This window comes from Ruegeria sp. AD6, assembly GCF_056542325.1.
Genome location: NZ_JBQFZQ010000010.1, coordinates 57,380 through 79,140 on the forward strand (window position 1 = coordinate 57,380; position 21,761 = coordinate 79,140).

Consider the following 21,761-nt stretch of genomic DNA (forward strand, 5'->3'; position numbering starts at 1 on the left):
GGTCAGGGGATCCAGCGCTGGACGAACCTGACCACTCGTTTAACTGTCTGATTCTCAAACAGCCTCGGCGAGAAATAAGCACCCGCCACACGTTTGTTAAGCTCTCCTATCGTCGGATAGGGGGAAACCATCGCGGCGATCTGACCCATCTTAAGGTTATTGGCAAGCGCAAGAGACCACAAGTTGATCAGTTCCCCGGCCTGATGCCCCACGATCGTTGCACCGACAGGTCGGCCTTTTACGACCATAACCTTGATAAACCCTTTCGTCTTGCGCTCGGAAATGGCGCGGTCGTTGTGGTGATAGTCGAACCGGGCGATTTCCACCTTCTCCCCATGCTGTTCGCGCGCCTGCGCTTCGGTCAGGCCAACCTGGGCCAGTTCCGGGTCGGTATAGGTTGCCCATGGGATATGCACGGTCTTGGCTTTGGATGGCAGGCCAAACAGCGCGGATCGGATGATGATACCGGCATGATACCCGGCGACATGGGTGAATTGCAGCCCGCCGGCGACGTCGCCGATGGCATAGACCTTGCGGTTGCTGGTGCGCAGAGCGTCATCGACCCTGATACCCGTCCGGGTGCGGTCGATCCCCGCCGCCTCGAGGTTCAGGCGTTCGACGTTGGCCTTGCGTCCGGCGGCCATCAGAAGGTGGGTTCCGGCAAAGACCTCTCCGGTTTCTGTGACAACCTCGACCGCGCCGTCTGCGCCCCTGATCTCGGCGACCATCGCCTGTTCGCGGATATCGACGCCTTCCGCCTTCAGGGTATCCAGCACGATTGCGGCGGCTTCGGGATCATCCTTGCCCAGCGCCTTCAGGCCCTCGATCACCGTAACTTTGCAGCCCAGCCGGATATGCGCCTGCGCCATTTCCATACCGATGGGGCCGCCGCCGATGATAAGCAGGTGATCGGGCTTTTCACGCAGATCAAAGATGGTCTCGTTGGTGTAGAACGGTACCGTCTCCAGACCCGGTATCGGAGGCACAAGCGGCGATGAGCCCGTCGCGATCACCACGCGGCGGGCGGTGATCACATTGTCCCCCGCCTGCACCTGCGTTGGCGACAGGAAGGTCCCAAACTCGCGAAAGACCTTCACGCCGAAACCTTCGAACCGGTCCTGACTGTCCATCGGTTCGATCTGTGCGATTACGTCGTGCACGTGGTCCTTGGCGGCACCATAGTCCACCTGTGGGACGACATCCGACACCCCAAAGGGTGATGCGTGGGCTTGCGCATAGGCGGCCTTGCCACTGGCAATCAGCGCTTTGGACGGGACGCAGCCGAAATTCAGGCAATCGCCACCCATCTTGTGACCTTCCAGCAGAATCACATCGGCCCCCATCTGGGCAGCCCCCGCAGCCACGGACAGGCCACCTGACCCGGCACCGATCACCAGGATATCGGTCTTCAGTTCTGTCATGAGTCAGGCGTCCTTTTTGCCACGCAGGGCTTTGATTACAATCGGCAGAGCAGCCAGCACACACAGACCAATGATAGGCCCGATCACAAATGGCTCCCACAACAGGGACACGTCTGGGGTTTCACCCCGGTCGAACACCCCGCCCAGCCCGACGCCGATCCAAGTGTAGACAATGCCGCCCGGAATGATACCCAGCGCGGTTGTGATCAGGAAGTTGCGGAACTTCACGCCGACCAGCGCGGGCACCAGATTGGCGACAAAGAAGGGAACGACCGGAACCAGCCGCAACAGGAACAGGACCGAGATCTCATTCTCACGCAGCCCGTCTTTCAGCTTTTTGACCGTACCTTCCGAGGATTCCAGCCGCGCCGTCAGCGACTCGCCCAATCCCCAACGCGCAGCCAGGAAGATGGCAGATGCGCCAACGGTCGCAGCAAAAACGTTGAATACCGTGCCCGCGAACAGGCCGAACAGGAACCCGCCGGTCATGGATGCCACAGCCGCGCCGGGCAGTGAGAATGCGACGATCACGATGTAGATCGCCACAAATGCGGCCACCATGGCCCAGTAATTTGCATCGCGCCAGGCCAGCAGCGCCTCGCGATTGTCGCGCAGGGTCTCGAAGCTCAGGTAATCGCCAAGCGTTAAGAACCCGACCGCAGCAGCGGCAAGGATAACAAGCAAGGGGATATGACGCGCAATTCCACTGCGCGGTGCCTGGGTCGTTTCGCTCATCTGGCCATCCGGCTTTGTCTGTTTCATTCCTGACCCAACATGCGCTGCCCGACGGCCAAGCAACAGGGCCCTCACGCGGCCTTGAACTATGTGGCAGGGAATGTGAGGGTTTGGGGCGCAAAACCCGGAATTTGAAACCTTTTCCGGGGCCGGGATACAGAATTGTTGCAAAAGGCGTCAAAACCCCGGTCTTGGGGTTTGACTTACCCCCCGCTTAGCAGTAGAGGACGGGCTTCGAACACTAGGGCCAGGCGAATCCGCGCCGCACCCGACCGCTATAGATTGGAGACGGAGCGATGAAACGCACCTATCAGCCTTCGAACCTGGTTCGCAAACGCCGCCACGGTTTCCGCGCGCGCATGGCCACCAAGGCCGGCCGCAAGATCCTGAACGCACGCCGCGCACGCGGTCGCAAATCGCTGAGCGCATAAGCCGCTCACCGATCAGGTTATGAACATGACGCCGCCGGAGGCCCCTGAGGATGGTAGAAACCACCCCCGGGAAACGCCCCCGGCGGCGTCCGTTTGCGCGCCTGTATCCCTGACGGTTCTCAAAACCCGATCGGATTTCCTGAAAGCGGCACGCGCGCGGCGACAGGGCACGTCGTCGATGATGGTGCAGGCCCGCAAGCGCGCGCCTGACGAAGCCCCAGGGCTGCGCGTAGGGTTCACCTGTTCCAAGAAAGTGGGCAACGCGGTCGCCCGAAACCGCGCCAAACGGCGCTTGCGCGAGGCCGCACGGGCCGTTTTGCCACAACATGGGCAGGACGGGTGGGATTACGTTCTGATCGGCCGCGCCAATGTCACGGCAGATCGCCCATTTGCGGCGTTGCTGGATGATCTGCGATACGCGCTGCGCAAAATACATGCGTCGCGCAAGTGACCTTTCTGTCCCATATCATCGCGCTGCCAATCCGGGCATACCGGCTGATCTTCAGCCCATGGGTCGGTTTCAACTGCCGCTATCAACCGACCTGCTCGGCCTATGCGCTGGAAGCGCTTGAAAAGCATGGCCCGATCAGAGGCACAGTGCTCGCCGCGCGTCGCATTGGCCGGTGCCACCCCTGGGGCGGCGATGGCTATGACCCGGTGCCCGAAAAGACCACCAAACCGACCGACTAGAACAGCGCCAGATTGCCCCGGTCGGTGAATTTTCGGGTCGGAATGACTTCGCGATCCAGTTTGCCCGTCAATGTGTGGTGCAGGTCTTCATAGAACCGCGACGAATCGAAGTACCAGCTATGAGTGGCCGATGGACCGTCCGGATAGTCATCGCGATTGTCTTTGAAATACGCGCCGCAATACAGGTTCACGGCCTTTTCCGGATGATCGTCCGGCATGCCGACACGCCCCAGCCTGCGCGACACGCCGACCCGTTTGACCTCGGACACCGACAGCACCTCATCAAAGGGGCTGTAATAGCATGTCAGCCGTGTGCAGTGGCGCATCAGGGACGAGGTTTTGGAACTGCCATCCCGGAACGACTTTGCCGACACATCCGCCGCGACAAAGGCAATCTGGCTGGTCATCCAGCTGTGTTGCGCGATTTCGTGGTCATCATCGGCAAAATCCATCGCCTCGCGCACCAGAAACGTGCCCATGGAATGGGCCAACACATGAATGTTGTATCGGCAATCCGCCGTCTGCATGCGCGACAGACGTCTGATCCCATGGGTAAACAGCTTGTCTGCCGAGCGCCGCGCGTCGGCCCGGTCTGAACTGTAACCCAGCACCGACCCGTCGCTGGGCCAGTCAAAGCTGACAAGCGCGCCTTTGAAGCCATGCGCCTCCAGCCCCTTGCGGATTTTCCGGTGCCGCTCCAGCATCTCGAACTGCTCGGTGTTGAAGCCGTGCACAAAGATGACGATGTTGCCCTTTTCATCATCCGTGGCACCGGCCTCGTCCTGAACTTTTCCGACCCATTGCGACACCGGAACTTCGTGTTTTCGGGCCGGTGTCTTTACGTTCGACGGAATCGCCAAATACCGCGCCGTGCCCAGTTTGTTCGAATAGTGATCTCCGCTGCGCCCGCGGACCGAGAAAAAATAGTCCATTACTAGCTCCAACTCCAAATCCCGCGAAGATAGCATAATCGGGGTGGTTTCCCAAACCGGCGAACGCGCAACACCTTGCCCGGACCAACGGTCCGCTGTAACCACGGCCCATGTTTGATGATGCAGACGATATCCACCCGCTCTTCGCCGGCGCGCCCTCGACCACCGAGTTCAAGAAGCTGCGCAAGCGCATCGTGCGCCAGACGCGCGAAGCGATCGAGCAGTATGGCATGGTGGACCCGACCGCCCATGACAAGAACGGCAAGCCGCCCCGCTGGCTGGTCTGCCTGTCTGGCGGCAAGGACAGCTATACCCTGCTGGCGGTTCTGTATGAGCTGAAATGGCGCGGCCTGCTGCCCGTGGATCTGCTGGCCTGCAATCTGGATCAGGGCCAGCCCGGCTTTCCCGCCACCGTCCTGCCCGAGTTTCTGGAGCGTATGGGCGTGCCCCATCGGATCGAGTATCAGGACACCTATTCCGTCGTCATGGACAAGGTCCCGCAGGGCCGCACCTATTGCGCGCTATGCTCGCGCCTGCGCCGCGGCAACCTATACCGCATAGCCCGCGAAGAGGGATGCTCGGCCGTGGTGCTGGGCCATCATCGTGACGATATTCTTGAGACCTTCTTCATGAACCTGTTCCACGGTGGGCGTTTGGCCACCATGCCGCCGAAACTGGTGAATGAAGAAGGTGACCTGTTCGTCTATCGTCCCCTCGCCCATGTGGCCGAGGCGGATTGCGAGAAATTCGCCAACGCCATGCGTTACCCGATCATCCCCTGCGATCTGTGCGGCAGTCAGGACGGGTTGCAACGCCAGCAGGTCAAACAGATTCTCGACCAATGGGAAAAGAACAGCCCCGGTCGTCGTCAGGTGATGTTTCGCGCCCTGACCAATGCCCGCCCCTCGCATCTTTTGGACCCGAAACTGTTCGATTTCGCCAGTCTTGCGCTGAAGCAGGACGAAAAAGCCGAAAATTCGGATGAAATTCCTCGGCTGCGTTAACGACTGACTCAGACTGATTTCCTACGGTTGGCCCGTGCGATCACTGCCAGGGGCCAAAAGACCGATGCGGAACCGACCTTCACTTGACCGTCTGGCGCGTAGCCTGACGTCCCTTCTGAACAGCTCTTCCGCTTTGGCATTTGTCCCCGCGCTCAGCCTTGGTGCGTTCTGGATCGGGGGTGAGCGTGCTTTGGTTGCGGCAGCACTTGGCCTTCCGCTGCTGATCGCCGGGGCCAGCACGCTTGAGGCGAAAGCCGGGCGCGGGCACCACTCGGGCGGTCTGCTGGCCAATGATCGGTTCGACATTGAACTGAGCGGGATATTTGATCGTTCAAGGCACAGCGGCGACGTGTCGGCCTGCCTTGCCATCGCGCTGGATGACCACACTCAGATCCTTGATCTGCACGGGCAGGCAGCGGCCAACCATATCATGGAACAGGTCTGCGTGCGCGTCCTGTCGATGATCCGTGGCCAGGATATTGCAACACGTCTGGGCGACAACAAGATCCTGATCGCCCTGCGCCCGTCGCAACATTTGGACCTTGAGGCCTGTATCCAGATGTCAGGGCGCATTCAATCCGCCGTCGAAGACCCTGTCATGCTGAATGGCACAGGGATCTATGCGTCCTGCTCTATCGGATTCTGCCTGAGTTCGCGAGAGGCGAACGGTGCAGCCGAAAACTGGAAAGAGGCCGCGATCAGCGCCTTGATCGAGGCACAGCAAAACGGCCCCTCAACGATTCGCGCCTTTTCCTCGGATACCCGCCGCCGGTCGCGCATTCGCACCAACCTGCGGAAAGAGTTCGACGCAGCCCTGAATGGCGGCGAAATCCGACCGTGGTTCCAGCCGCAGGTTTCGACCGATACAGGCCGCGTCACGGGGTTTGAGGCTTTGGCCCGGTGGGAACATCCCCAAAAAGGCGTGCTGGGGCCGCATGTGTTCCTGCCCTTTGCCGAACAGGCCGAATTGATGGAACGCTTTGGTCAGGCCATCCGCCACCACGCCTTTCAGGCCATGCGCGATTGGGATCAGGCCGGGGTCATCGTGCCCCGGATCGGCATCAACTTCTCATCTGACGAGTTGCGCGACCCCGGTTTGATTGACCGCCTCAAATGGGAACTGGACCAATTTGACCTGACACCGGATCGTCTTGCTGTCGAGGTTCTGGAAACCGTGTTTTCCCGCCGACCGGACGATGTGATCACCCGCAATGTCACAGGCCTTGCGGCGCTGGGATGTTGCATTGATCTGGATGATTTCGGCACCGGCCACGCCTCGATCGCGTCGATCAAGCGGTTCCACGTGTCCCGGATCAAGATCGATCGATCCTTTGTCGCGAAATCTGATCAGGACCCAAGCCAGCAGCAACTGGCCAGCGCGATCCTGACCATGGCCGAACGGCTGAAAGTGGAAACTCTGGCCGAGGGCGTCGAAACACCGGGTGAACATGCCCTGATGGCACAACTGGGCTGCGATCACGTTCAAGGGTTCGGGATCGGAAAGCCCATGCCGTTTGAAAAAACGCTGGACTGGATTGCCGCACATGGCAACAAGGTCAACGGTGTTCCGAAGATTGGGCGTCAAACAGGGTCATAAGGCGGACTTTAGGCCGATCAGACCCCTGCCGTGACGAAATAACAACCGATTCCGCTTGACCTTTGGGCCTGCACTCTGTTGAACCCTGCGGGTGTCTTTCACTGCTCAAGGTGGCTGTCCCAGATGGACGATCAGAACAAGAATCTCATCCTCGCAACCGCGCTCAGCTTTCTCGTGATCCTGGTCTGGTTCGTGCTGTTCCCCCCGCCGGAACCCACACCTGCCACCGATCAGACCGAGATCGCCGCCACCCAAGAGTCCGAGATTCAGACACCCAGCGCGACTGCGACCGGTGCTGTGGGCGAGGCGACCGCCGCCACCGAAGAGACACTGCCCGAAGAACAGGCCCCGCGGGTCGCGATTGACACCCCGCGCCTGAAAGGCAGCCTGTCGCTGTCGGGCGGGCGCATCGATGAGCTGTTCCTGAAAGACTACAAGGTTTCCATCGAAGACGGCGCGCCCATTGTCGAGTTGCTGGCCCCGGTGGGATCAGACTCGGCCTATTACGCGCTTTATGGCTGGGCTCCGGGCTCGGGCGTGAGCGGCACGGATGTCCCCGGCCCCAACACCCTCTGGACGCTTGAGCAGGGCGAGACATTGGGCGTGGACACTCCGATCACGCTGGCCTGGGACAATGGCAACGGCCTGACCTTCCGCCGCACCGTCTCGGTCGACGAAAACTACATGTTCTCGGTGACCCAATCGGTTGAAAACACCACCGCAGCCGAGGTCAGCATGGCCCCCTATGGCATTCTGGCGCGGCACGGCATTGGCGAAGATGGCGACCTTCCCGGCCTCAAGAACTTCTTCATCCTGCACGAAGGCGTCATGGTCATGGCCGACGGCGTTCTGGATGAAATCGACTATGGCGATGTGCGGGACTTCGACATCGACCCCAACGAGCGCGCGCAGGCCGAGGTGTTTCAGGTCAAGGAAGGCGGTTGGGTCGGATTTACCGATCACTATTGGATGACCACGCTGATCCCGGCAGAAGGCGCAACGTTCAAGGCAGCCGCCAAATACGACGCCCGCCGCAAGATCTACCAAACCGAAACCGTGCTACCCACCCTGACCGTCGCGCCTGGCGCGACCGAGCAGGTGACGACGCAGCTGTTTGCCGGTGCCAAGGAATGGGACACCATTCGCGAATATCAGGCGGAAGGCGTGCAGAAGTTCATCGACAGCATCGATTGGGGCTGGTTCTACTTCCTGACCAAGCCGATCTTCTGGCTGCTGCATAACATCAACGTGCTGATCGGCAATATGGGTTGGTCGATCATCGGTCTGACCCTGATCATCAAGGCGATCCTGTTCCCGCTGGCGTTCAAGTCCTACGTCTCGATGGCGAAGATGAAGGAATTGCAGCCGCAGATGGAGGCCCTGAAAGAGGCCGCTGGCGACGACCGTCAGAAGATGCAGCAGGGCATGATGGAACTGTACAAGAAGGAAAAGGTGAACCCGGCTGCGGGGTGTCTGCCGATCCTGATGCAGATTCCGATCTTCTTCTCGCTGTATAAAGTGATCTTTGTCACCATCGAACTGCGTCAGGCCCCATGGTTCGGCCCGTTCCAGGACCTGAGCGCACCTGACCCGACCTCGATCTTCAACTTCTTCGGCTTGCTGCCCTGGGCGGGACCTGCACCCGAAAGTTTCATGGCGCTGATCTTCATCGGTATCCTGCCGCTGCTGTTGGGTATCTCGATGTGGCTGCAGCAAAAGCTGAACCCGGCCCCAACCGATCCGACGCAGGCGATGATCTTCGCGTGGATGCCATGGGTCTTTATGTTCATGCTGGGCGGGTTTGCCAGCGGGCTGGTGGTCTACTGGATTGCGAACAACACAATCACCTTCACCCAGCAATATCTGATCATGCGCAGTCAGGGCTACAAACCTGACGTGTTCGGCAACATCAAGTCCGGCTTCAAGCGGACGCCCAAGACGGACGGAAAATGAGCGGGACAGTCTCAGCCCTTTGGCGGCACCCGATCAAAAGCCATGGGCGTGAAGCCCTGGATCAGGTCACAGTAATCCCCGGGCAGACCATGCCCGGGGATCGCGTTTGGGCCGTCGCGCACGAGGCGGCGCAGACCGATGGCACCAAATGGGCGCCTTGCGTCAATTTCAGCCGTGGTTCAAAGGCACCCAAGCTGATGGCGATCTCGGCCCGGATGGAAGGGGACCGCGTCACCTTGCATCACCCCGAACGCCCGGATCTGAGCTTCGCGCCCGATACGCAGCAGGATGTGTTTCTGGACTGGGTCAAGCCGCTGATGCCAGCGGATCGCGCAGCTTCGGCCCGGATTGTCCGGGTACCGGGGCGCGGCATGACCGACAGCGACTACCCCTCGATCAGCCTGTGCAATATGGCCTCGCATCGCGCGGTCGAACAGAAACTGGGCCGCGAACTGTCGCCCAAGCGCTGGCGCGGCAATATCTGGTTCGAGGGCCTGCCCCTGTGGGAAGAATTCGACTGGCTGGGTCGCGACGTGCAGATCGGTCAGGCCGTATTCCACATTCGCGAACGCATCACCCGCTGTCTGGCGACAACAGCCAATCCCGAAACGGGTGAGCGGGACGCAGATACCCTGGGCGCGCTCAACAGTTGGGATCATCAGGATTTCGGCGTCTATGCCGAGGTCATTCAGGGCGGCGAGATCCGCCTTGACGATAAGGTTAACCTGCTATGACATCGCTGCCCTTCCCGCTTGCCGAAGACCCGGACGAGTTCGCGCAACAGCGTGGGCGCAAGCTGTTCGCCGGGCCTTCGGAATTCGTCAAAGGGGTTGTGGCCATGAACGGTCTGCCCGCCCCCGACCGGCTTGAGGTCTGTTTTGCCGGGCGCTCTAACGTGGGCAAGTCCAGCCTGATCAACGCGTTGACCGGCACCAAGGGTCTGGCGCGCGCGTCGAACACGCCGGGCCGCACGCAGGAAATCAACTTTTTCACCCAAGGCCCGGAACTGTATCTGGTGGACCTGCCCGGCTATGGCTACGCCAACGCGCCGGTCAAGGTGGTGGAGAAATGGCAACGGCTGCTCAAGCAATATCTAAGCGGCCGACAGACCCTGCGCCGCGCCTTTGTGCTGATCGATTCGCGCCATGGGGTGAAGCCCGTCGACGCCGAGATCATGAAGCTGCTGGACACCAGCGCCGTGACCTTTCAATGCGTCATGACCAAGGCCGACAAGGTCAAAGCGAATGATCGCCAGAAGGTTCTGGATCAAGTGCGCGCTGCGCTGTCCAAACACCCTGCGGCCTTCCCTGAAATCGTGCTGACTTCGTCCGAGAAAGGCGACGGAATTCCCACCCTGCGCTCGATCATTGCGCATCTGGAATAGCTTGGCCCTTGGCAGCGCCGTGCAAACCTCCTAACACGGAACGCCAGAGGGACTTAGCCATGAAGACACGTGACATGAACCGGGATTGGATCGCCACCGCCGCCACCTTGAACAGTGCCCTGCCCTATCTGCAGCGCTATGACGGGGCCATCGTCGTCATCAAGCTGGGCGGTCACGCCATGGGCAGTGACGAAGCGATGGAAAGCTTTGCCCGCGACGTGGTTCTGATGCGGCAGGTGGGTGTGAACCCGGTGATCGTGCATGGCGGCGGACCGATGATCAACGCGATGTTGGGTCAGTTGGACATCCAGTCCGAATTCGTGAACGGCAAGCGCGTCACTGACAAACCCACTGTTGAGGTGGTCGAGATGGTGCTGTCCGGCCTTGTGAACAAACGCATCGTGCAGGCGATCAACGGTCAGGGTGGCAGTGCCGTGGGGCTCTCCGGAAAGGATGCCAACCTGATTGTCTGCGATCAGGCCGATCCGTCGCTTGGGTTTGTCGGATCGCCGTCCGAGATGAACCCGAAAATTCTGCACGATCTGTTCTCACATGATGTGATTCCGGTGATTGCACCTCTGGGTGCGGGCAAGAATGGCGAAACCTTTAACATCAACGGCGACACCGCAGCCGGGGCGATTGCATCGGCGTTGAAAGCGGATCGCCTGCTGCTGCTCACCGATGTATCCGGTGTGAAAAACGCAGGTGGTGAGGTTGTGACCGAGTTGAAAGCCGGTCAAATCCGCGAGATGACGATGGACGGCACCATTGCGGGCGGCATGATCCCCAAGACCGAAACGGCGCTGGACGCGCTGCACAGCGGCGTGCGGGCCGTGGTCATTCTGGACGGGCGCGCACCCAATGCGGTCCTGCTGGAGCTGTTCACCGAGCACGGCGCGGGTTCGCTGATCCGGCCCGACTGATCCAATCTGCGGAGGAGAGATGACCGGATATCCCCCACCCTCCTCTTACATGGCCGCAATCAGCTTTGGCTGGGTGGGGCGCGTTGCGCATCAAGCGGGTCTGATCGTCATGGGTGCGACCCATCCACGGGTCAGCGGCGCCAAAGGGCTGGACGGGGGGACTCTGGTCTTACTCGGGGCGGGTTCGGCTTTTTGGCCGGTTTTAAAAGCGTCTCCCGAATGGAAGGGTCCTGATCCGGTGGACCGTTGGTCCAGGCGTGTCATCGGCGGGATGGCACAGTCACTGGGCGCAGAGGCCCATTTCCCATTCGGCGGACCGCCTTACGCCCCATTCATCGACTGGGCGCTGAAATCCGGACGCACCTTCAGCAGCCCGGTTGGCGCATTGGTTCATGACACGGTCGGCATGATGATCTCGTACCGTGGCGCGCTGCATTTTGCGCAGGAATTCGACATCCCCGAGGTCAACGCCGCCTCGCCCTGCCTTGCCTGCCCAGCCCCCTGCACGACGGCCTGCCCGGTCGGGGCGCTGAATGCCGAAGCCTTTTACAGCGTCGATGCCTGCCATGACCATCTGAATTCGCCCGAGGGGCAAAGCTGCATGACCGGCGGATGCCTTGCCCGGCTGGCCTGCCCACTTAGCAGCGGCGCGGGCCGCGACCCGGAACAGTCCGCCCACCATATGAAAGCGTTCCACCCGTCATGACCCGCACTCTGATCCTGACCCGCCACGCAAAATCCAGTTGGGATTATCCAGCGCTTGACGATCACGACCGCCCACTGAACAAGCGCGGGCGCAAGTCGGCCCCGGCGATTGCCGGATGGCTGCGCGAAAACGGGTGGCTGCCGGATGAGGTCATCAGCTCCACCTCAGCCCGGACCCGCGAGACATGGGACAGGATGGGCCTGCAGGCCGCCACGGTCGGCTTTACCCGGACCCTTTATCATGCCGGGCCAGACGAGATGCTGGCCGCTCTGTCAGGCGCAACAGGGGAAACGGTGCTGATGCTGGGGCACAATCCGGGCATCGCGGGTTTCGCACAGCACATCGTGCGGCAAGGCCCAGATCACGCCAGATTCTACGATTACCCCACCTGTGCGACAGCGGTTATCCGGTTCGACATCACAAACTGGGCAGATGTAACATGGCGCAGCGGGGCGGTATTGGGATTCACCATTCCGCGTGAGTTGCTGGAATAAAAAAGGCGAGGCCAAAGCCCCGCCTTTTTTTGGATTTCAACCGGTTCAGTGCCCCAGAATCTGGCTGAGGAACAGCTTGGTCCGCTCGCTCTGCGGATTGTTGAAGAACTCTTCCGGTTCGTTCTGTTCCACGATCTGACCGGCATCCATAAAGATCACGCGGTTGGCGACCTGCCGGGCAAAGCCCATCTCATGCGTCACACACAGCATGGTCATGCCTTCCTCGGCCAGTTCGATCATGGTGTCGAGCACCTCTTTGATCATCTCGGGGTCCAGCGCCGAGGTCGGTTCATCGAACAACATGATCCGCGGCATCATGCACAGGCTTCGCGCAATCGCCACGCGCTGCTGCTGACCACCGGACAGCATACCGGGATACTTGTCGGCCTGTTCCGGGATCTTCACCTTTTCCAGGAAATGCATCGCACGCTCTTCGGCCTCTTTCTTGGGCGTCTTGCGCACCCAGATCGGGGCCAGCGTGCAGTTTTCCAGAATGGTCAGGTGTGGGAACAGGTTGAAGTGCTGGAACACCATGCCAACCTCGGACCGGATCTTGTCGATGTTTTTCAGGTCATTCGACAGCTCGATCCCGTCCACCACGATCTTGCCCTGCTGGTGTTCTTCCAGCGCGTTCAGGCAGCGGATCAGGGTGGACTTACCTGACCCCGACGGCCCCGCGATCACGATCCGCTCGCCCTGATTGACGGTCAGATTGATGTCGCGCAGCACGTGGAAGGATCCGTACCACTTGTTCATGTTGTTTATTTCGATGGCGACCTCGTCGCTCACCTGCATTTTCGAGCGGTCGATTTCGCGTTCTACTGCAAGTTCAGACATGTGTTGAACTCCTTAACGATGATCCGTGGCAAGGCGACGCTCGAGCCACTGGGAATATTGAGAGATGCCGTAACAGACGACGAAGAACAGAAGCGCGGCAAAGCCCAGAAGCTCCCAATAGACGCCGTTCCATTCGGTTGACGCCAGGATGGGACCCCGGATCATGCCCACCAGATCGAACATCGAAATGACCGAAACCAGTGTGGTGTCCTTGAACAGGCCCACGGCCACGTTCACGATACCGGGGATCGAGATCTTCAGAGCCTGCGGCAGGATGATCAGCCGCATCGCCTGCGGGTAATCAAGGCCCAGACTGTCTGCTGCCTCGTACTGCCCACGTGGAAGCGCTGCCAGACCGCCGCGGATCACCTCGGCGATATAGGCGGCCGAGAACATGGTGATCATGATCACAACGCGCAGGAACAGGTCGACCGTGCTGTCAGGCGGGAAGAAATAGGCCAGCATCACCGAAGCCACGAACAGCAGCGTGATCAAAGGCACGCCACGGATGAATTCGATGAAGATAACGCAGACCCACTTGATCAGCGGCATGTTGGACTGACGGCCCAGCGCCAGGGCAATGCCCAGCGGCACCGACAGCGACACACAGGTCACGCCCAGCATCATGTTCAGCATGAAGCCACCCAGGTCACGGCTGGGAACAGCCGAAAGCCAGGCGTTTTCTGACGCACCTTCCGGGATCAGCGCCCCGCCGACATTCCATATGATCAGCGCTACGACAATCGCGCCGAAGAACCCGGCGGCAAAGCTGTTCTTGCCCAGTTTCTGGAAAACGGCACCTGCTGCCACACAGCCCACCAGCGCAACCAGTGGCGCAAGGATCGTGCCCCCCCAGATCAGCCAGAAAGCGATGAACGGGTACAGGCCGGTAAAGATCAGCAACTTACGCGGCAGATCGAAGAACAGCACCGGAGCAAACGCCACCAGCATCAGCACAAAGGCCAGATTCGGGCGCCAGTAAGCTTCAGCCGGGTATTTGAACCCATAGATCAGCTGCGGCCAGCGTTCCGTCAGAACCGCGAAACAGGCCCCGGTCTTGCCCGCCAGGATCTCGCGGCATTCCGCCAGCGAGTTTGCATTCCAGACCCCGTTGAGCATCCATGGCAGGATGTTCTTCAGCAACAGATAGATCAGGACCAGCGACAGCAGTGTCAGGATGGTGTTGGTGACGCCCGAAAACAGGTTCTCGCGCAGCCATTTGATGGCACCCGTCTGGTTTGCAGGCGGTGGCGAGGGCGGGATTGTCCCGTCAGCCACAAAGGCGATCGGATTTGTTGATTGATCGGCCATGGCTCAGCGCTCCTTCAACTTGACGGATGCGTTGTAGATGTTCATCACCATCGAGATCGTCAGCGACGCCGTCAGGTAGAACAGCATCAGCAGCAGAACACACTCAATCGCGCGACCGGTCTGGTTCAGCGTGATACCACCCAAGGTCGCGGTGATATCTGCATATCCCACGGCAATGGCCAGCGACGAGTTCTTGGTGATGTTGAGGTACTGCGAAATCAGCGGCGGGATGATCACCCGCAACGCCTGAGGCAGAACCACCAGGTTCATGATCCGACCCGGACGCAGGCCAAGGGCCGCAGCAGCCTCGGTCTGACCTTTCGAGATCGCCTGAATACCCGCCCGCACGTTTTCAGCGATAAAGGCACCAGTGTAGATCGACAGCGCGAACCACAGGGCGATCAGCGGGCCACCGACCTTGATACCACCGCTGAAGTTGAAACCCTTCAACTCGGGGATGTCCCATGTCAGGCCCATCAGAACCATCAGAACGACAAGCGGACCCAGCCAGATGGCCAGTTTGATCATGAACGTCTGGGGGCGCTCGCCAGTCTGTTCTTGTTTCAGCGTGGCGCGTTTTTCGACTTCGTGCGCAGCGAACGACGAACCCACCAGACCGGCGATTACCAGCAGCCAGTTCAGAATTGTCGCGCCAAACAGCCCGTTGGTGAATTCGGGCCGCGGGATATAGACACCCCGGTTGGTGAATGCGAACGCATCGAACAGCATGGTCGAAGACGGGTCTTCGCCCCGGAACGCCCTTGGCCCCGGCAGCACGGCCGTCATGATCGTAAAGATGATGATGATCCAGATCAGAACCGGGATGTTCCGGAAGATCTCGACATAAACCGCCATCAGTTTCGACACGAGCCAGTTGTTGGACAGTCGCAGAACCCCCGCGATCACACCAAACACCGTGGCAGTGATACAGGCAAGGAACGCGACCAGAAGCGTATTGAGAATACCAACAATCGCCGCGCGTCCATGCGAGGATTGGCTGTCATATTCTATCAGTCGCTGGTTGATGTCATACCCGGCTGAGTCGCCAAGAAAGGTATAAGAAATATTGAGCCCTGCGGCTCGAAGATTCTGGATCAGGTTATTGCCAAGATACCAGATGGATAGCGCAATAACGATGGCCGCAATCACCTGAAAGGTCAGCGATCTGTAGCGGGTATCGTTTATGAGCATAGACAACCGAAAATCAGCTTTCGGTGGGTCAGTCATAGTCGACATGTTTTGGGATCCCCGTAGCTTGTGGACTGTTTTTACCCCGGCGAGGTTGTCCCCGCTCCGTTTCTGTCCACAGCAGTTATAGTAGAAGAGGGCGCAGGTTGCCCTGCGCCCTCTCCCGTTGATGACTTAGCGGAACGGCGGCGAGTACAGCAGGCCGCCTTCGGTCCACTGAGCGTTAAGGCCGCGTGCCAGACCGATCGGAGTTTCTTCACCGATGTTTTTGGCAAACACTTCGCCGTAGTTACCACCGGCTTTGATCGCCTTAGCAGCCCAGTCAGCGTCCAGACCCAGCATTTCGCCCAGGGTACCTTCGGTGCCCAGCAGACGGTTCACTTCCGGGTTGTCAGTGCCGCTCGACAGTTCGTCGATATTGGCCGAGGTCACCCCCAGTTCTTCAGCCGAGATTAGCGCGTTCAGGGTCCAGCGGACAACATCGCCCCACTCGTGATCGCCGTGACGGACCAACGGGCCCAGCGGCTCTTTCGAGATGATTTCGGGCAGCAGGACGTGATCACCGGGATTTTCGAACGTAGCACGTGTCGCGGCCAGGCCCGAAGCGTCGGTGGTGTAAACGTCACATGCGCCAGCCAGATACTGCTGCTGCGCTTCTGCGTTGGTTTCGATCGGAACCGGCTCGTAGCTGATGTTGTTGGCACGGAAGAAATCGGCCAGGTTCAGCTCGGTGGTGGTGCCAGTTTGGATGCAGACAGTTGCGCCGTCCAGTTCCTTGGCCGAGCTGACGCCCAGTGCCTTTGGAACCATAAAGCCCTGACCGTCATAGTAGTTCACACCGGTGAATTCGAACTTCAGGTCAACGTCACGGCTGAAGGTCCAGGTGGTGTTCCGGGCCAGCATGTCGATTTCGCCAGACGCCAGCGCGGTAAAGCGAGTCTTGCCGGTGGTCGGAACGAATTCAACAGCGTTCGCATCGCCTAGAACAGCAGCAGCTACAGCACGGCATAGCGAAACGTCAAAGCCCTGCCATTCACCATTCGCGTCGGGTGCCGCAAAGCCAACCAGACCGGTGGTCACACCACAGTTCAGAGTCCCACGCGCCTTGACGTCGTCAATGGTACCCGCCACTGCTGCGCTTGCGGCCAGACCGGCAACTGTTGCCGCGCCCAAGATTACGGATTTTTTCATTTTTACCTCTTCCTGATTTTCCGCCCTTTGAAAGGCGGCTCTGTCCGGCAAGTGGATGCCGGTAAGGTTACCCCAAAGGTGTCTCCCCTTTAGTGGGCATGAGTTTGGGCGCAATCATAAACAAACGTCAAGGGCCGGATCAGTGAAAACGATGGATCTGGCCCGCTGGTTCATGCACTTACGCCCAAAAATCAGGTTGTGACGGATCAAACTGACAGGTCGAAGAACCTCTTGGCGTGCAGAAAGGCGGCTTTCTTTACCTCACTGGCTGCATGGGCCTCGTCGTCGTGGCCCCATTGCTCGATTTGCCAGTCCTCATCCAGACGCGAAATGCGCCATATCTCGTCCGGATTGCGCCAGTTCATGGCCGCAGCAAAGCCCAGGACCAAGGACCCGGACAGGCTGACCAGATCGTGGAACGCCGCCAGCTGGAACGCATCCATGTCATGCACGCGGGCGCGCAGATGCTGCAACGCCTCTGGCGATTGCGGCTTGTGCAGGACACCCGCGACGGGGATCAACCGGGCTGACAAATGTTCAGCGGCCCAGTCCAGCGCCGGGTCCCATTCCGTGGCCTGACGCATCTGCAGCTCTTGCGGGTGCGTGGCGCGGTAGCACAGCAGATCAGAGTCGCCGTAATCCGCCAGCATATCCGCCACTTCGCCGTGCTGAATGCGCACCTTGTCGATGGCGGCATTGGCCGAGCGGGTGAAGGGCATGGTGGCAGGGTCCACCTCTTTTTCCTGTGCCTCCCATTCGGCAGCCACGGCCTGAGCCATCGCATGTGTCGGCAGGATCAACGCCGCTTTGGCCGGGGTCTTGACCCGGCGACCATCCAATTCGACCGTGTGGCCACCCTCGGCCTCGACCACGGTGCTGTTTGTCCAGAAGCGTTTCGGTTTCCAATCGCTCATGTCTCAGGTCCAAATCGTGTCCAGCGCGCGGGGCAACTGGTCGAAGGTTTCGATCATACAGGTGGCAGAGGTCAGCGCTGATGAATCGTGATAACCCCAGGACACACCGATCCCGGCAACTCCGGCAGCGGCGGCCATGTCCATGTCATAGCTGGTATCCCCGATCATCACCGCGTTCGCCGCCTCGACCCCGGTTTCCGCCAACGCGGTCTGCACCATCGAAGGATGCGGTTTTGACGGGTGATGATCGGCCACCTGCCGGGTCACAAAGTAACGCTCCAGCCCATGCGCCTCGATCAACGCGTCCAGACCGCGCTGAGATTTGCCGGTTGCGACACCCAAAAGGATTTCGGGCACCGCATACAGGGCTTCAATCGCCGCGCGCGCACCAGGATACAGCGGCGAACTGGCGGCACCCAGGTCCAGCCGGTGGGCGTGGAAGGCTTGCTTGTAGCCCTCGACCAATTGCGCCTGCACCGCGTCGGACTGATCCGGCGCCAGCCGCGCAATGGCCTGTGGCAGGGACAGGCCGACGATCGACAGAATCGCCTCTCGGGGCGGGACAACAACCGAAGCCGTCTGAAAACTGGCAGTCATGCAATGGACGATGCTGCCCTGACTGTCGACCAGAGTGCCATCGACATCGAACAGAACCAGCCGCAGGGGTGCGCTCATTGCAGCTCCTCAAACGGGTCGTCAGCGGCAAGGTCTTCGGTCCATCCGAACGTGTCCCAGCTGTGCTTCATATGCTCAGGCAGGGGCGCTTCGATGGTGATCAGTTTGCGCGTCATCGGGTGCTGAAAAGACGCACGCCGCGCGTGCAGGTGCAGCTTTTTGCTGATGATCCCACCCAGTTGCGCGCCCCAGCCATCGCCGAGGTTTTCCTGACCCGATCCGCCGTATTTCCCATCCCCGATGATAGGATGCCCAATCGCCGCCATATGGGCACGCAATTGATGGGTCCGGCCAGTGATCGGCTCCATCGCCACCCAGGCGGCGCGACCGGCGACACGGTAAAGCGTCGCATAATGCGTATGGGCGCGTTTTGCACCCGGCGTACTGTCGATGTCGCCCATATGCACCGGGATCATCTTTTCGCCCTCGCCCTGCTTGCCATGGCCTGCGGCCTTGACCAGACCGGTCTTGATCTCTCCCAGATAAGGCGTGGGCACGCCGGCAACCAAAGCCCAATAGATCTTGCGCGTGTCGCGGTGCCGGAAGGCGGCGGTCAACCCTTTGGCGGCCTCGCGCGTCCGCGCCAGCAGCAGAACACCGGATGTGTCCTTGTCCAGACGATGCACCAGACGCGGGTTTTCGTCATAGCCAAAGCGCAACGCTTCGGACAGGCTGTCCACATGACGTGTCTGGCCGCTGCCGCCCTGCACCGGCAGGCCATGCGGTTTGTTCAGTGCCAGAACATGATCGTCGCGGTAAATCACGCAGGACTGGATCATCTTCGCATCCGCGTCGGACACGCTCCGCTTGACCTCGGCTGGTTTGTGATCCGCGTCGGGTAAGGGCGGTACGCGCACGACCTGCCCCACCTCCAACCGGGTCGAGGCTTTGGCCCGGCTGCCATCCACGCGCAACTCGCCCTTGCGGCACATCTTTTCGATGCGCCCCTGGCTGACATGCGGAAACAGGCGGCGCAGCCAGCGGTCCACACGCTGGTCGCCGTCGCCGTCTGCGACCGTAATCATCTGTACGCCACTCATGCCATTGCCCCTTGCGCCGTGCGGCTGACCCGCCCGGATTGCGCTATTGCCAGTGTCCTAGAAAACATGCGCGTCTGTCGCCCGCAACGGCGCAAGAGTCAAGCAATCAGCGGCCCGTCAGATGTTCCGGAAATCTCCGTGCCGCCCGGCCCCGTCCCGGAACCGCCCCGCGCCTGCGGTGCCTTCGCGGCGGATCGCTTCCAGCCCGTTGGCCCATTCGAGCTTCAGCCCATCGCGCACAGACATCCCGCGCGTTTCGATGATCGAGCGTCGGTCGGCCCGCACAGCCTCTTGCGGGAAACGGGCGATGTCGTGGGCCATGGCTTCGGCTACGGCCCGCGCCTCGCCATGGGGTACAACCTTCTCGGCCAGGCCGATGCGATAGCATTCCTCGGCCTCTACCTTGCGCCCGGTCAGCGCGATTTCCAGCGCCTTGCCCTGCCCGACCAGACGCGGCAGGCGGACCGTGCCGCCATCCATCAGGGTCACGCCCCAGCGGCGGCAAAAAACACCTTGATAAGCGGTTTCGGCCATCACTCTGATATCGCACCACAAGGCAAGCTCCATCCCGCCCGCCACGGCGGCCCCCTCTATCGCGCCGATCACCGGTTTCGACAGTTCCAGACGCGATGGCCCCATTGGTCCCAATGTCGACGGGGCTGCTCCGATGGGAAAGCCGTGTCTCTCGTAATACGCTTCACCCAGTTCCGGATCGGCCAGGGTTGCGGCCATCTTCAGGTCCCACCCGGCGCAGAAATTGCCGCCTTTGCCCCAGAACACCGCCGCCTTGGCGTCGCTATGCTCGAACTCCAGAAAGGCATCGGCCAAGGCCTTCGCGTGATCGGCATCCACTGCATTGCGGGCCTCGGGCCGGTCATGGATGATGGTCCAGACATCTTCTGTTTTGTCGATTGAAACGGGCATGACGCGTCCTCCCTTGTAGTCACTGACCCAAGGGAAACCCGAGTTGCGCCACCTGTCTCCTGTGACGCCACGGCAGCAGCGGACCTGACCCTGCGTTACCCTCTGTTTCGCTGCGCCCGCAGCTTGGCGAAGTAATCCAGACGCTTCTTCAATTCACGCTCGAACCCACGTTCGACCGGTTGATACAGCACAGGCCGCTTCATCGTCTCAGGAAAGTAGTTCTGGCCTGAAAACCCATCTTCGGCGTCATGATCATAGGCGTAGCCTTCGCCATAGCCCTGATCCTTCATCAGCGACGTCGGCGCGTTCAGGATATGCTTTGGTGGCGGCTCGCTGCCCGACTGCTTAGCCAACCGCATCGCCGCCTTGTAGCCCACATAGGCCCCGTTCGATTTCGGAGCCAGCGCCAGATAAACCAGCGCCTGCGCCAGCGCCAACTCGCCCTCGGGTGAGCCGAGCCGTTCATAGGTTTCCCACGACTGCAAACAAATCGCCTGCGCCTGCGGATCGGCCAGCCCGATATCCTCGACCGCCATACGGGTGATCCGGCGCGCCAGATAGCGTGGGTCCTCGCCACCTGTCAGCATCCGTGCGAACCAATACAGCGCTGCATCCGGGTCGGAGCCGCGCACCGATTTATGCAGGGCCGAGATCAGGTTGTAATGCTCGTCCCCCGACTTGTCGTACTTGGCCGCGCGGCGCATCAGACGCGTCGACAGCGCATCGGGGTCCAGCGGTGCATCGACTTTCCAGGCAGCCACTTGTTCGATCAGGTTCAGCAAGGCCCGCCCGTCGCCGTCGGCCATTTCCTGCAACGCATCGCGTGCCGCCGGTGTCAGCGGTAGGGTTTTGCCAAGTTCCTTCTCGGCGCGTTGGGTCAGGCGTTCCAGATCAGCAAGGCTGAGCCGTTCTAGCACTAGAACCTGCGCGCGGCTGAGCACAGCGGCATTCAGTTCGAATGAGGGGTTTTCAGTGGTCGCCCCCACAAGCAGGATGGTGCCATCCTCCATATGGGGCAGAAACCCGTCCTGTTGAGCTTTATTGAAGCGATGGATTTCATCGACGAACAGCAGCGTCCCCTGCCCGTTCTGACGCCGGATTTTCGCGGCCTCGAACACTTTCTTCAGGTCCGGCACGCCGGTGAAAATCGCGCTGATCTGGACGAAATGCAGATCGGTTTCCTGCGCAAGCAGACGGGCAATTGTTGTCTTGCCGACACCCGGTGGCCCCCAGAAAATCAGGCTGGACAGGCTGCCCGAGGCCAGCATGACACCCAAGGGCGCATCCGGTCCCAGCACCTGCTGCTGCCCGATCACCTCGGCCAGCGTTTGCGGGCGCAGCCGATCCGCCAAAGGGCGATGAGGGGCCGGTGCAGGCTCGGTCGCGCCGGTGTCGAACAGGTCGCTCATGG

Annotated in this window: 23 protein-coding genes; 11 read left to right on the forward strand and 12 right to left on the reverse strand. The window is 60.5% G+C overall.

The window, feature by feature from the left end; genetic code table 11:
* Positions 1-2: 2 nt before the first annotated feature.
* Together ACR0KJ_RS17085 and ACR0KJ_RS17090 are read right to left on the reverse strand one after the other, a co-directional pair.
* Positions 3-1,421: a dihydrolipoyl dehydrogenase family protein gene (locus tag ACR0KJ_RS17085; RefSeq protein WP_480627248.1), complete on the reverse strand. Its 1,419-nt coding sequence runs from the start codon at positions 1,419-1,421 to the stop codon at positions 3-5.
* Positions 1,422-1,424: 3 nt separating this feature from the next.
* Positions 1,425-2,156, reverse strand: coding sequence for a TVP38/TMEM64 family protein (locus ACR0KJ_RS17090; protein ID WP_480627249.1), 732 nt, complete (start codon positions 2,154-2,156; stop codon positions 1,425-1,427).
* 296 nt (positions 2,157-2,452) lie between these two features.
* On the opposite strand from ACR0KJ_RS17090, the gene rpmH reads away from it, so the two are divergent.
* From rpmH to yidD, 3 genes are read left to right on the forward strand one after another with little or no spacing between them, the layout of a single operon-like run.
* A complete protein-coding gene (gene rpmH, locus ACR0KJ_RS17095; protein WP_005980833.1) occupies positions 2,453-2,587 on the forward strand; it encodes a 50S ribosomal protein L34 in 135 nt (44 codons plus the stop codon).
* Between the two features lie 25 nt (positions 2,588-2,612).
* On the forward strand, positions 2,613-3,038 hold the full coding sequence (gene rnpA / locus ACR0KJ_RS17100) for a ribonuclease P protein component (RefSeq protein ID WP_480627250.1): 426 nt from the start codon (positions 2,613-2,615) through the stop codon (positions 3,036-3,038).
* Positions 3,035-3,277, forward strand: coding sequence for a membrane protein insertion efficiency factor YidD (gene yidD, locus ACR0KJ_RS17105; protein ID WP_480627251.1), 243 nt, complete (start codon positions 3,035-3,037; stop codon positions 3,275-3,277). Before rnpA ends, yidD begins: the two co-directional genes overlap by 4 nt.
* Here the strand turns inward: yidD and ACR0KJ_RS17110 are convergent.
* A complete protein-coding gene (locus ACR0KJ_RS17110) occupies positions 3,274-4,209 on the reverse strand; it encodes an alpha/beta hydrolase (RefSeq protein WP_170456086.1) in 936 nt (311 codons plus the stop codon). The two genes, yidD and ACR0KJ_RS17110, sit on opposite strands and share 4 nt — an antisense overlap.
* A 110-nt stretch (positions 4,210-4,319) precedes the next feature.
* Between ACR0KJ_RS17110 and ttcA the strand changes: the two genes are divergently transcribed.
* From ttcA to ACR0KJ_RS17150, 8 genes are all read left to right on the forward strand, one after another.
* Entirely contained in the window at positions 4,320-5,213 is an 894-nt protein-coding gene (ttcA, locus tag ACR0KJ_RS17115; protein WP_480627252.1) for a tRNA 2-thiocytidine(32) synthetase TtcA, read from the forward strand.
* A 64-nt stretch (positions 5,214-5,277) separates the two neighbouring features.
* Positions 5,278-6,810: a putative bifunctional diguanylate cyclase/phosphodiesterase gene (locus tag ACR0KJ_RS17120; RefSeq protein WP_480627253.1), complete on the forward strand. Its 1,533-nt coding sequence runs from the start codon at positions 5,278-5,280 to the stop codon at positions 6,808-6,810.
* A gap of 123 nt (positions 6,811-6,933) precedes the next feature.
* Positions 6,934-8,763, forward strand: a complete 1,830-nt coding sequence (gene yidC, locus ACR0KJ_RS17125; protein ID WP_170456091.1) for a membrane protein insertase YidC — start codon at positions 6,934-6,936, stop codon at positions 8,761-8,763.
* Entirely contained in the window at positions 8,760-9,497 is a 738-nt protein-coding gene (locus tag ACR0KJ_RS17130) for an MOSC domain-containing protein (RefSeq protein ID WP_170456093.1), read from the forward strand. Before yidC ends, ACR0KJ_RS17130 begins: the two co-directional genes overlap by 4 nt.
* A complete protein-coding gene (gene yihA / locus ACR0KJ_RS17135; protein ID WP_480627254.1) occupies positions 9,494-10,147 on the forward strand; it encodes a ribosome biogenesis GTP-binding protein YihA/YsxC in 654 nt (217 codons plus the stop codon). Before ACR0KJ_RS17130 ends, yihA begins: the two co-directional genes overlap by 4 nt.
* A 59-nt stretch (positions 10,148-10,206) precedes the next feature.
* Complete coding sequence (argB, locus tag ACR0KJ_RS17140; RefSeq protein WP_170456097.1) at positions 10,207-11,070, forward strand: acetylglutamate kinase; 864 nt, start codon at positions 10,207-10,209, stop codon at positions 11,068-11,070.
* Between the two features lie 19 nt (positions 11,071-11,089).
* Positions 11,090-11,776 carry a ferredoxin gene (locus ACR0KJ_RS17145; protein ID WP_480627255.1) on the forward strand — a complete coding sequence of 229 codons (687 nt, stop codon included), beginning with the start codon at positions 11,090-11,092 and terminating at the stop codon, positions 11,774-11,776.
* Positions 11,773-12,270: a SixA phosphatase family protein gene (locus ACR0KJ_RS17150; RefSeq protein ID WP_480583085.1), complete on the forward strand. Its 498-nt coding sequence runs from the start codon at positions 11,773-11,775 to the stop codon at positions 12,268-12,270. Before ACR0KJ_RS17145 ends, ACR0KJ_RS17150 begins: the two co-directional genes overlap by 4 nt.
* A gap of 45 nt (positions 12,271-12,315) precedes the next feature.
* Here the strand turns inward: ACR0KJ_RS17150 and ACR0KJ_RS17155 are convergent, their stop codons facing one another.
* From ACR0KJ_RS17155 to ACR0KJ_RS17195, 9 genes are all read right to left on the reverse strand, one after another.
* On the reverse strand, positions 12,316-13,107 hold the full coding sequence (locus tag ACR0KJ_RS17155; RefSeq protein ID WP_480583087.1) for an amino acid ABC transporter ATP-binding protein: 792 nt from the start codon (positions 13,105-13,107) through the stop codon (positions 12,316-12,318).
* Positions 13,108-13,119: 12 nt separating this feature from the next.
* Complete coding sequence (locus ACR0KJ_RS17160) at positions 13,120-14,418, reverse strand: amino acid ABC transporter permease (RefSeq protein WP_170456101.1); 1,299 nt, start codon at positions 14,416-14,418, stop codon at positions 13,120-13,122.
* Between the two features lie 3 nt (positions 14,419-14,421).
* Positions 14,422-15,654 carry an ABC transporter permease subunit gene (locus ACR0KJ_RS17165; protein ID WP_170624828.1) on the reverse strand — a complete coding sequence of 411 codons (1,233 nt, stop codon included), beginning with the start codon at positions 15,652-15,654 and terminating at the stop codon, positions 14,422-14,424.
* Positions 15,655-15,780: 126 nt separating this feature from the next.
* Positions 15,781-16,797 (reverse strand): amino acid ABC transporter substrate-binding protein, encoded by a 1,017-nt coding sequence (locus ACR0KJ_RS17170; protein ID WP_170456105.1) that lies wholly within the window; start codon positions 16,795-16,797, stop codon positions 15,781-15,783.
* 206 nt (positions 16,798-17,003) lie between these two features.
* On the reverse strand, positions 17,004-17,711 hold the full coding sequence (locus ACR0KJ_RS17175; protein WP_170456107.1) for an ATP12 family protein: 708 nt from the start codon (positions 17,709-17,711) through the stop codon (positions 17,004-17,006).
* A gap of 3 nt (positions 17,712-17,714) precedes the next feature.
* Positions 17,715-18,386 carry an HAD-IA family hydrolase gene (locus ACR0KJ_RS17180; protein WP_480627256.1) on the reverse strand — a complete coding sequence of 224 codons (672 nt, stop codon included), beginning with the start codon at positions 18,384-18,386 and terminating at the stop codon, positions 17,715-17,717.
* Positions 18,383-19,426 carry an RluA family pseudouridine synthase gene (locus ACR0KJ_RS17185; RefSeq protein ID WP_480627257.1) on the reverse strand — a complete coding sequence of 348 codons (1,044 nt, stop codon included), beginning with the start codon at positions 19,424-19,426 and terminating at the stop codon, positions 18,383-18,385. Before ACR0KJ_RS17185 ends, ACR0KJ_RS17180 begins: the two co-directional genes overlap by 4 nt.
* A gap of 117 nt (positions 19,427-19,543) precedes the next feature.
* Positions 19,544-20,350, reverse strand: a complete 807-nt coding sequence (locus tag ACR0KJ_RS17190) for a crotonase/enoyl-CoA hydratase family protein (protein ID WP_170524945.1) — start codon at positions 20,348-20,350, stop codon at positions 19,544-19,546.
* Positions 20,351-20,445: 95 nt separating this feature from the next.
* Positions 20,446-21,759, reverse strand: a complete 1,314-nt coding sequence (locus ACR0KJ_RS17195) for a replication-associated recombination protein A (protein ID WP_480627258.1) — start codon at positions 21,757-21,759, stop codon at positions 20,446-20,448.
* Positions 21,760-21,761 lie beyond the last annotated feature (2 nt).

Bases quoted from the DNA above. Each gene is read 5' to 3' on its own strand.
- ACR0KJ_RS17085 (WP_480627248.1), bottom strand. From the start codon at position 1,421: ATGACAGAACTGAAGACCGATATCCTGGTGATCGGTGCCGGGTCAGGT.
- ACR0KJ_RS17090 (WP_480627249.1), bottom strand. From the start codon at position 2,156: ATGAGCGAAACGACCCAGGCACCGCGCAGTGGAATTGCGCGTCATATC.
- rpmH (WP_005980833.1), top strand. From the start codon at position 2,453: ATGAAACGCACCTATCAGCCTTCGAACCTGGTTCGCAAACGCCGCCAC.
- rnpA (WP_480627250.1), top strand. From the start codon at position 2,613: ATGACGCCGCCGGAGGCCCCTGAGGATGGTAGAAACCACCCCCGGGAA.
- ACR0KJ_RS17110 (WP_170456086.1), bottom strand. From the start codon at position 4,209: ATGGACTATTTTTTCTCGGTCCGCGGGCGCAGCGGAGATCACTATTCG.
- ttcA (WP_480627252.1), top strand. From the start codon at position 4,320: ATGTTTGATGATGCAGACGATATCCACCCGCTCTTCGCCGGCGCGCCC.
- ACR0KJ_RS17120 (WP_480627253.1), top strand. From the start codon at position 5,278: ATGCGGAACCGACCTTCACTTGACCGTCTGGCGCGTAGCCTGACGTCC.
- yidC (WP_170456091.1), top strand. From the start codon at position 6,934: ATGGACGATCAGAACAAGAATCTCATCCTCGCAACCGCGCTCAGCTTT.
- ACR0KJ_RS17130 (WP_170456093.1), top strand. From the start codon at position 8,760: ATGAGCGGGACAGTCTCAGCCCTTTGGCGGCACCCGATCAAAAGCCAT.
- yihA (WP_480627254.1), top strand. From the start codon at position 9,494: ATGACATCGCTGCCCTTCCCGCTTGCCGAAGACCCGGACGAGTTCGCG.
- argB (WP_170456097.1), top strand. From the start codon at position 10,207: ATGAAGACACGTGACATGAACCGGGATTGGATCGCCACCGCCGCCACC.
- ACR0KJ_RS17145 (WP_480627255.1), top strand. From the start codon at position 11,090: ATGACCGGATATCCCCCACCCTCCTCTTACATGGCCGCAATCAGCTTT.
- ACR0KJ_RS17150 (WP_480583085.1), top strand. From the start codon at position 11,773: ATGACCCGCACTCTGATCCTGACCCGCCACGCAAAATCCAGTTGGGAT.
- ACR0KJ_RS17155 (WP_480583087.1), bottom strand. From the start codon at position 13,107: ATGTCTGAACTTGCAGTAGAACGCGAAATCGACCGCTCGAAAATGCAG.
- ACR0KJ_RS17160 (WP_170456101.1), bottom strand. From the start codon at position 14,418: ATGGCCGATCAATCAACAAATCCGATCGCCTTTGTGGCTGACGGGACA.
- ACR0KJ_RS17165 (WP_170624828.1), bottom strand. From the start codon at position 15,654: ATGTCGACTATGACTGACCCACCGAAAGCTGATTTTCGGTTGTCTATG.
- ACR0KJ_RS17170 (WP_170456105.1), bottom strand. From the start codon at position 16,797: ATGAAAAAATCCGTAATCTTGGGCGCGGCAACAGTTGCCGGTCTGGCC.
- ACR0KJ_RS17175 (WP_170456107.1), bottom strand. From the start codon at position 17,711: ATGAGCGATTGGAAACCGAAACGCTTCTGGACAAACAGCACCGTGGTC.
- ACR0KJ_RS17180 (WP_480627256.1), bottom strand. From the start codon at position 18,386: ATGAGCGCACCCCTGCGGCTGGTTCTGTTCGATGTCGATGGCACTCTG.
- ACR0KJ_RS17185 (WP_480627257.1), bottom strand. From the start codon at position 19,426: ATGAGTGGCGTACAGATGATTACGGTCGCAGACGGCGACGGCGACCAG.
- ACR0KJ_RS17190 (WP_170524945.1), bottom strand. From the start codon at position 20,350: ATGCCCGTTTCAATCGACAAAACAGAAGATGTCTGGACCATCATCCAT.
- ACR0KJ_RS17195 (WP_480627258.1), bottom strand. From the start codon at position 21,759: ATGAGCGACCTGTTCGACACCGGCGCGACCGAGCCTGCACCGGCCCCT.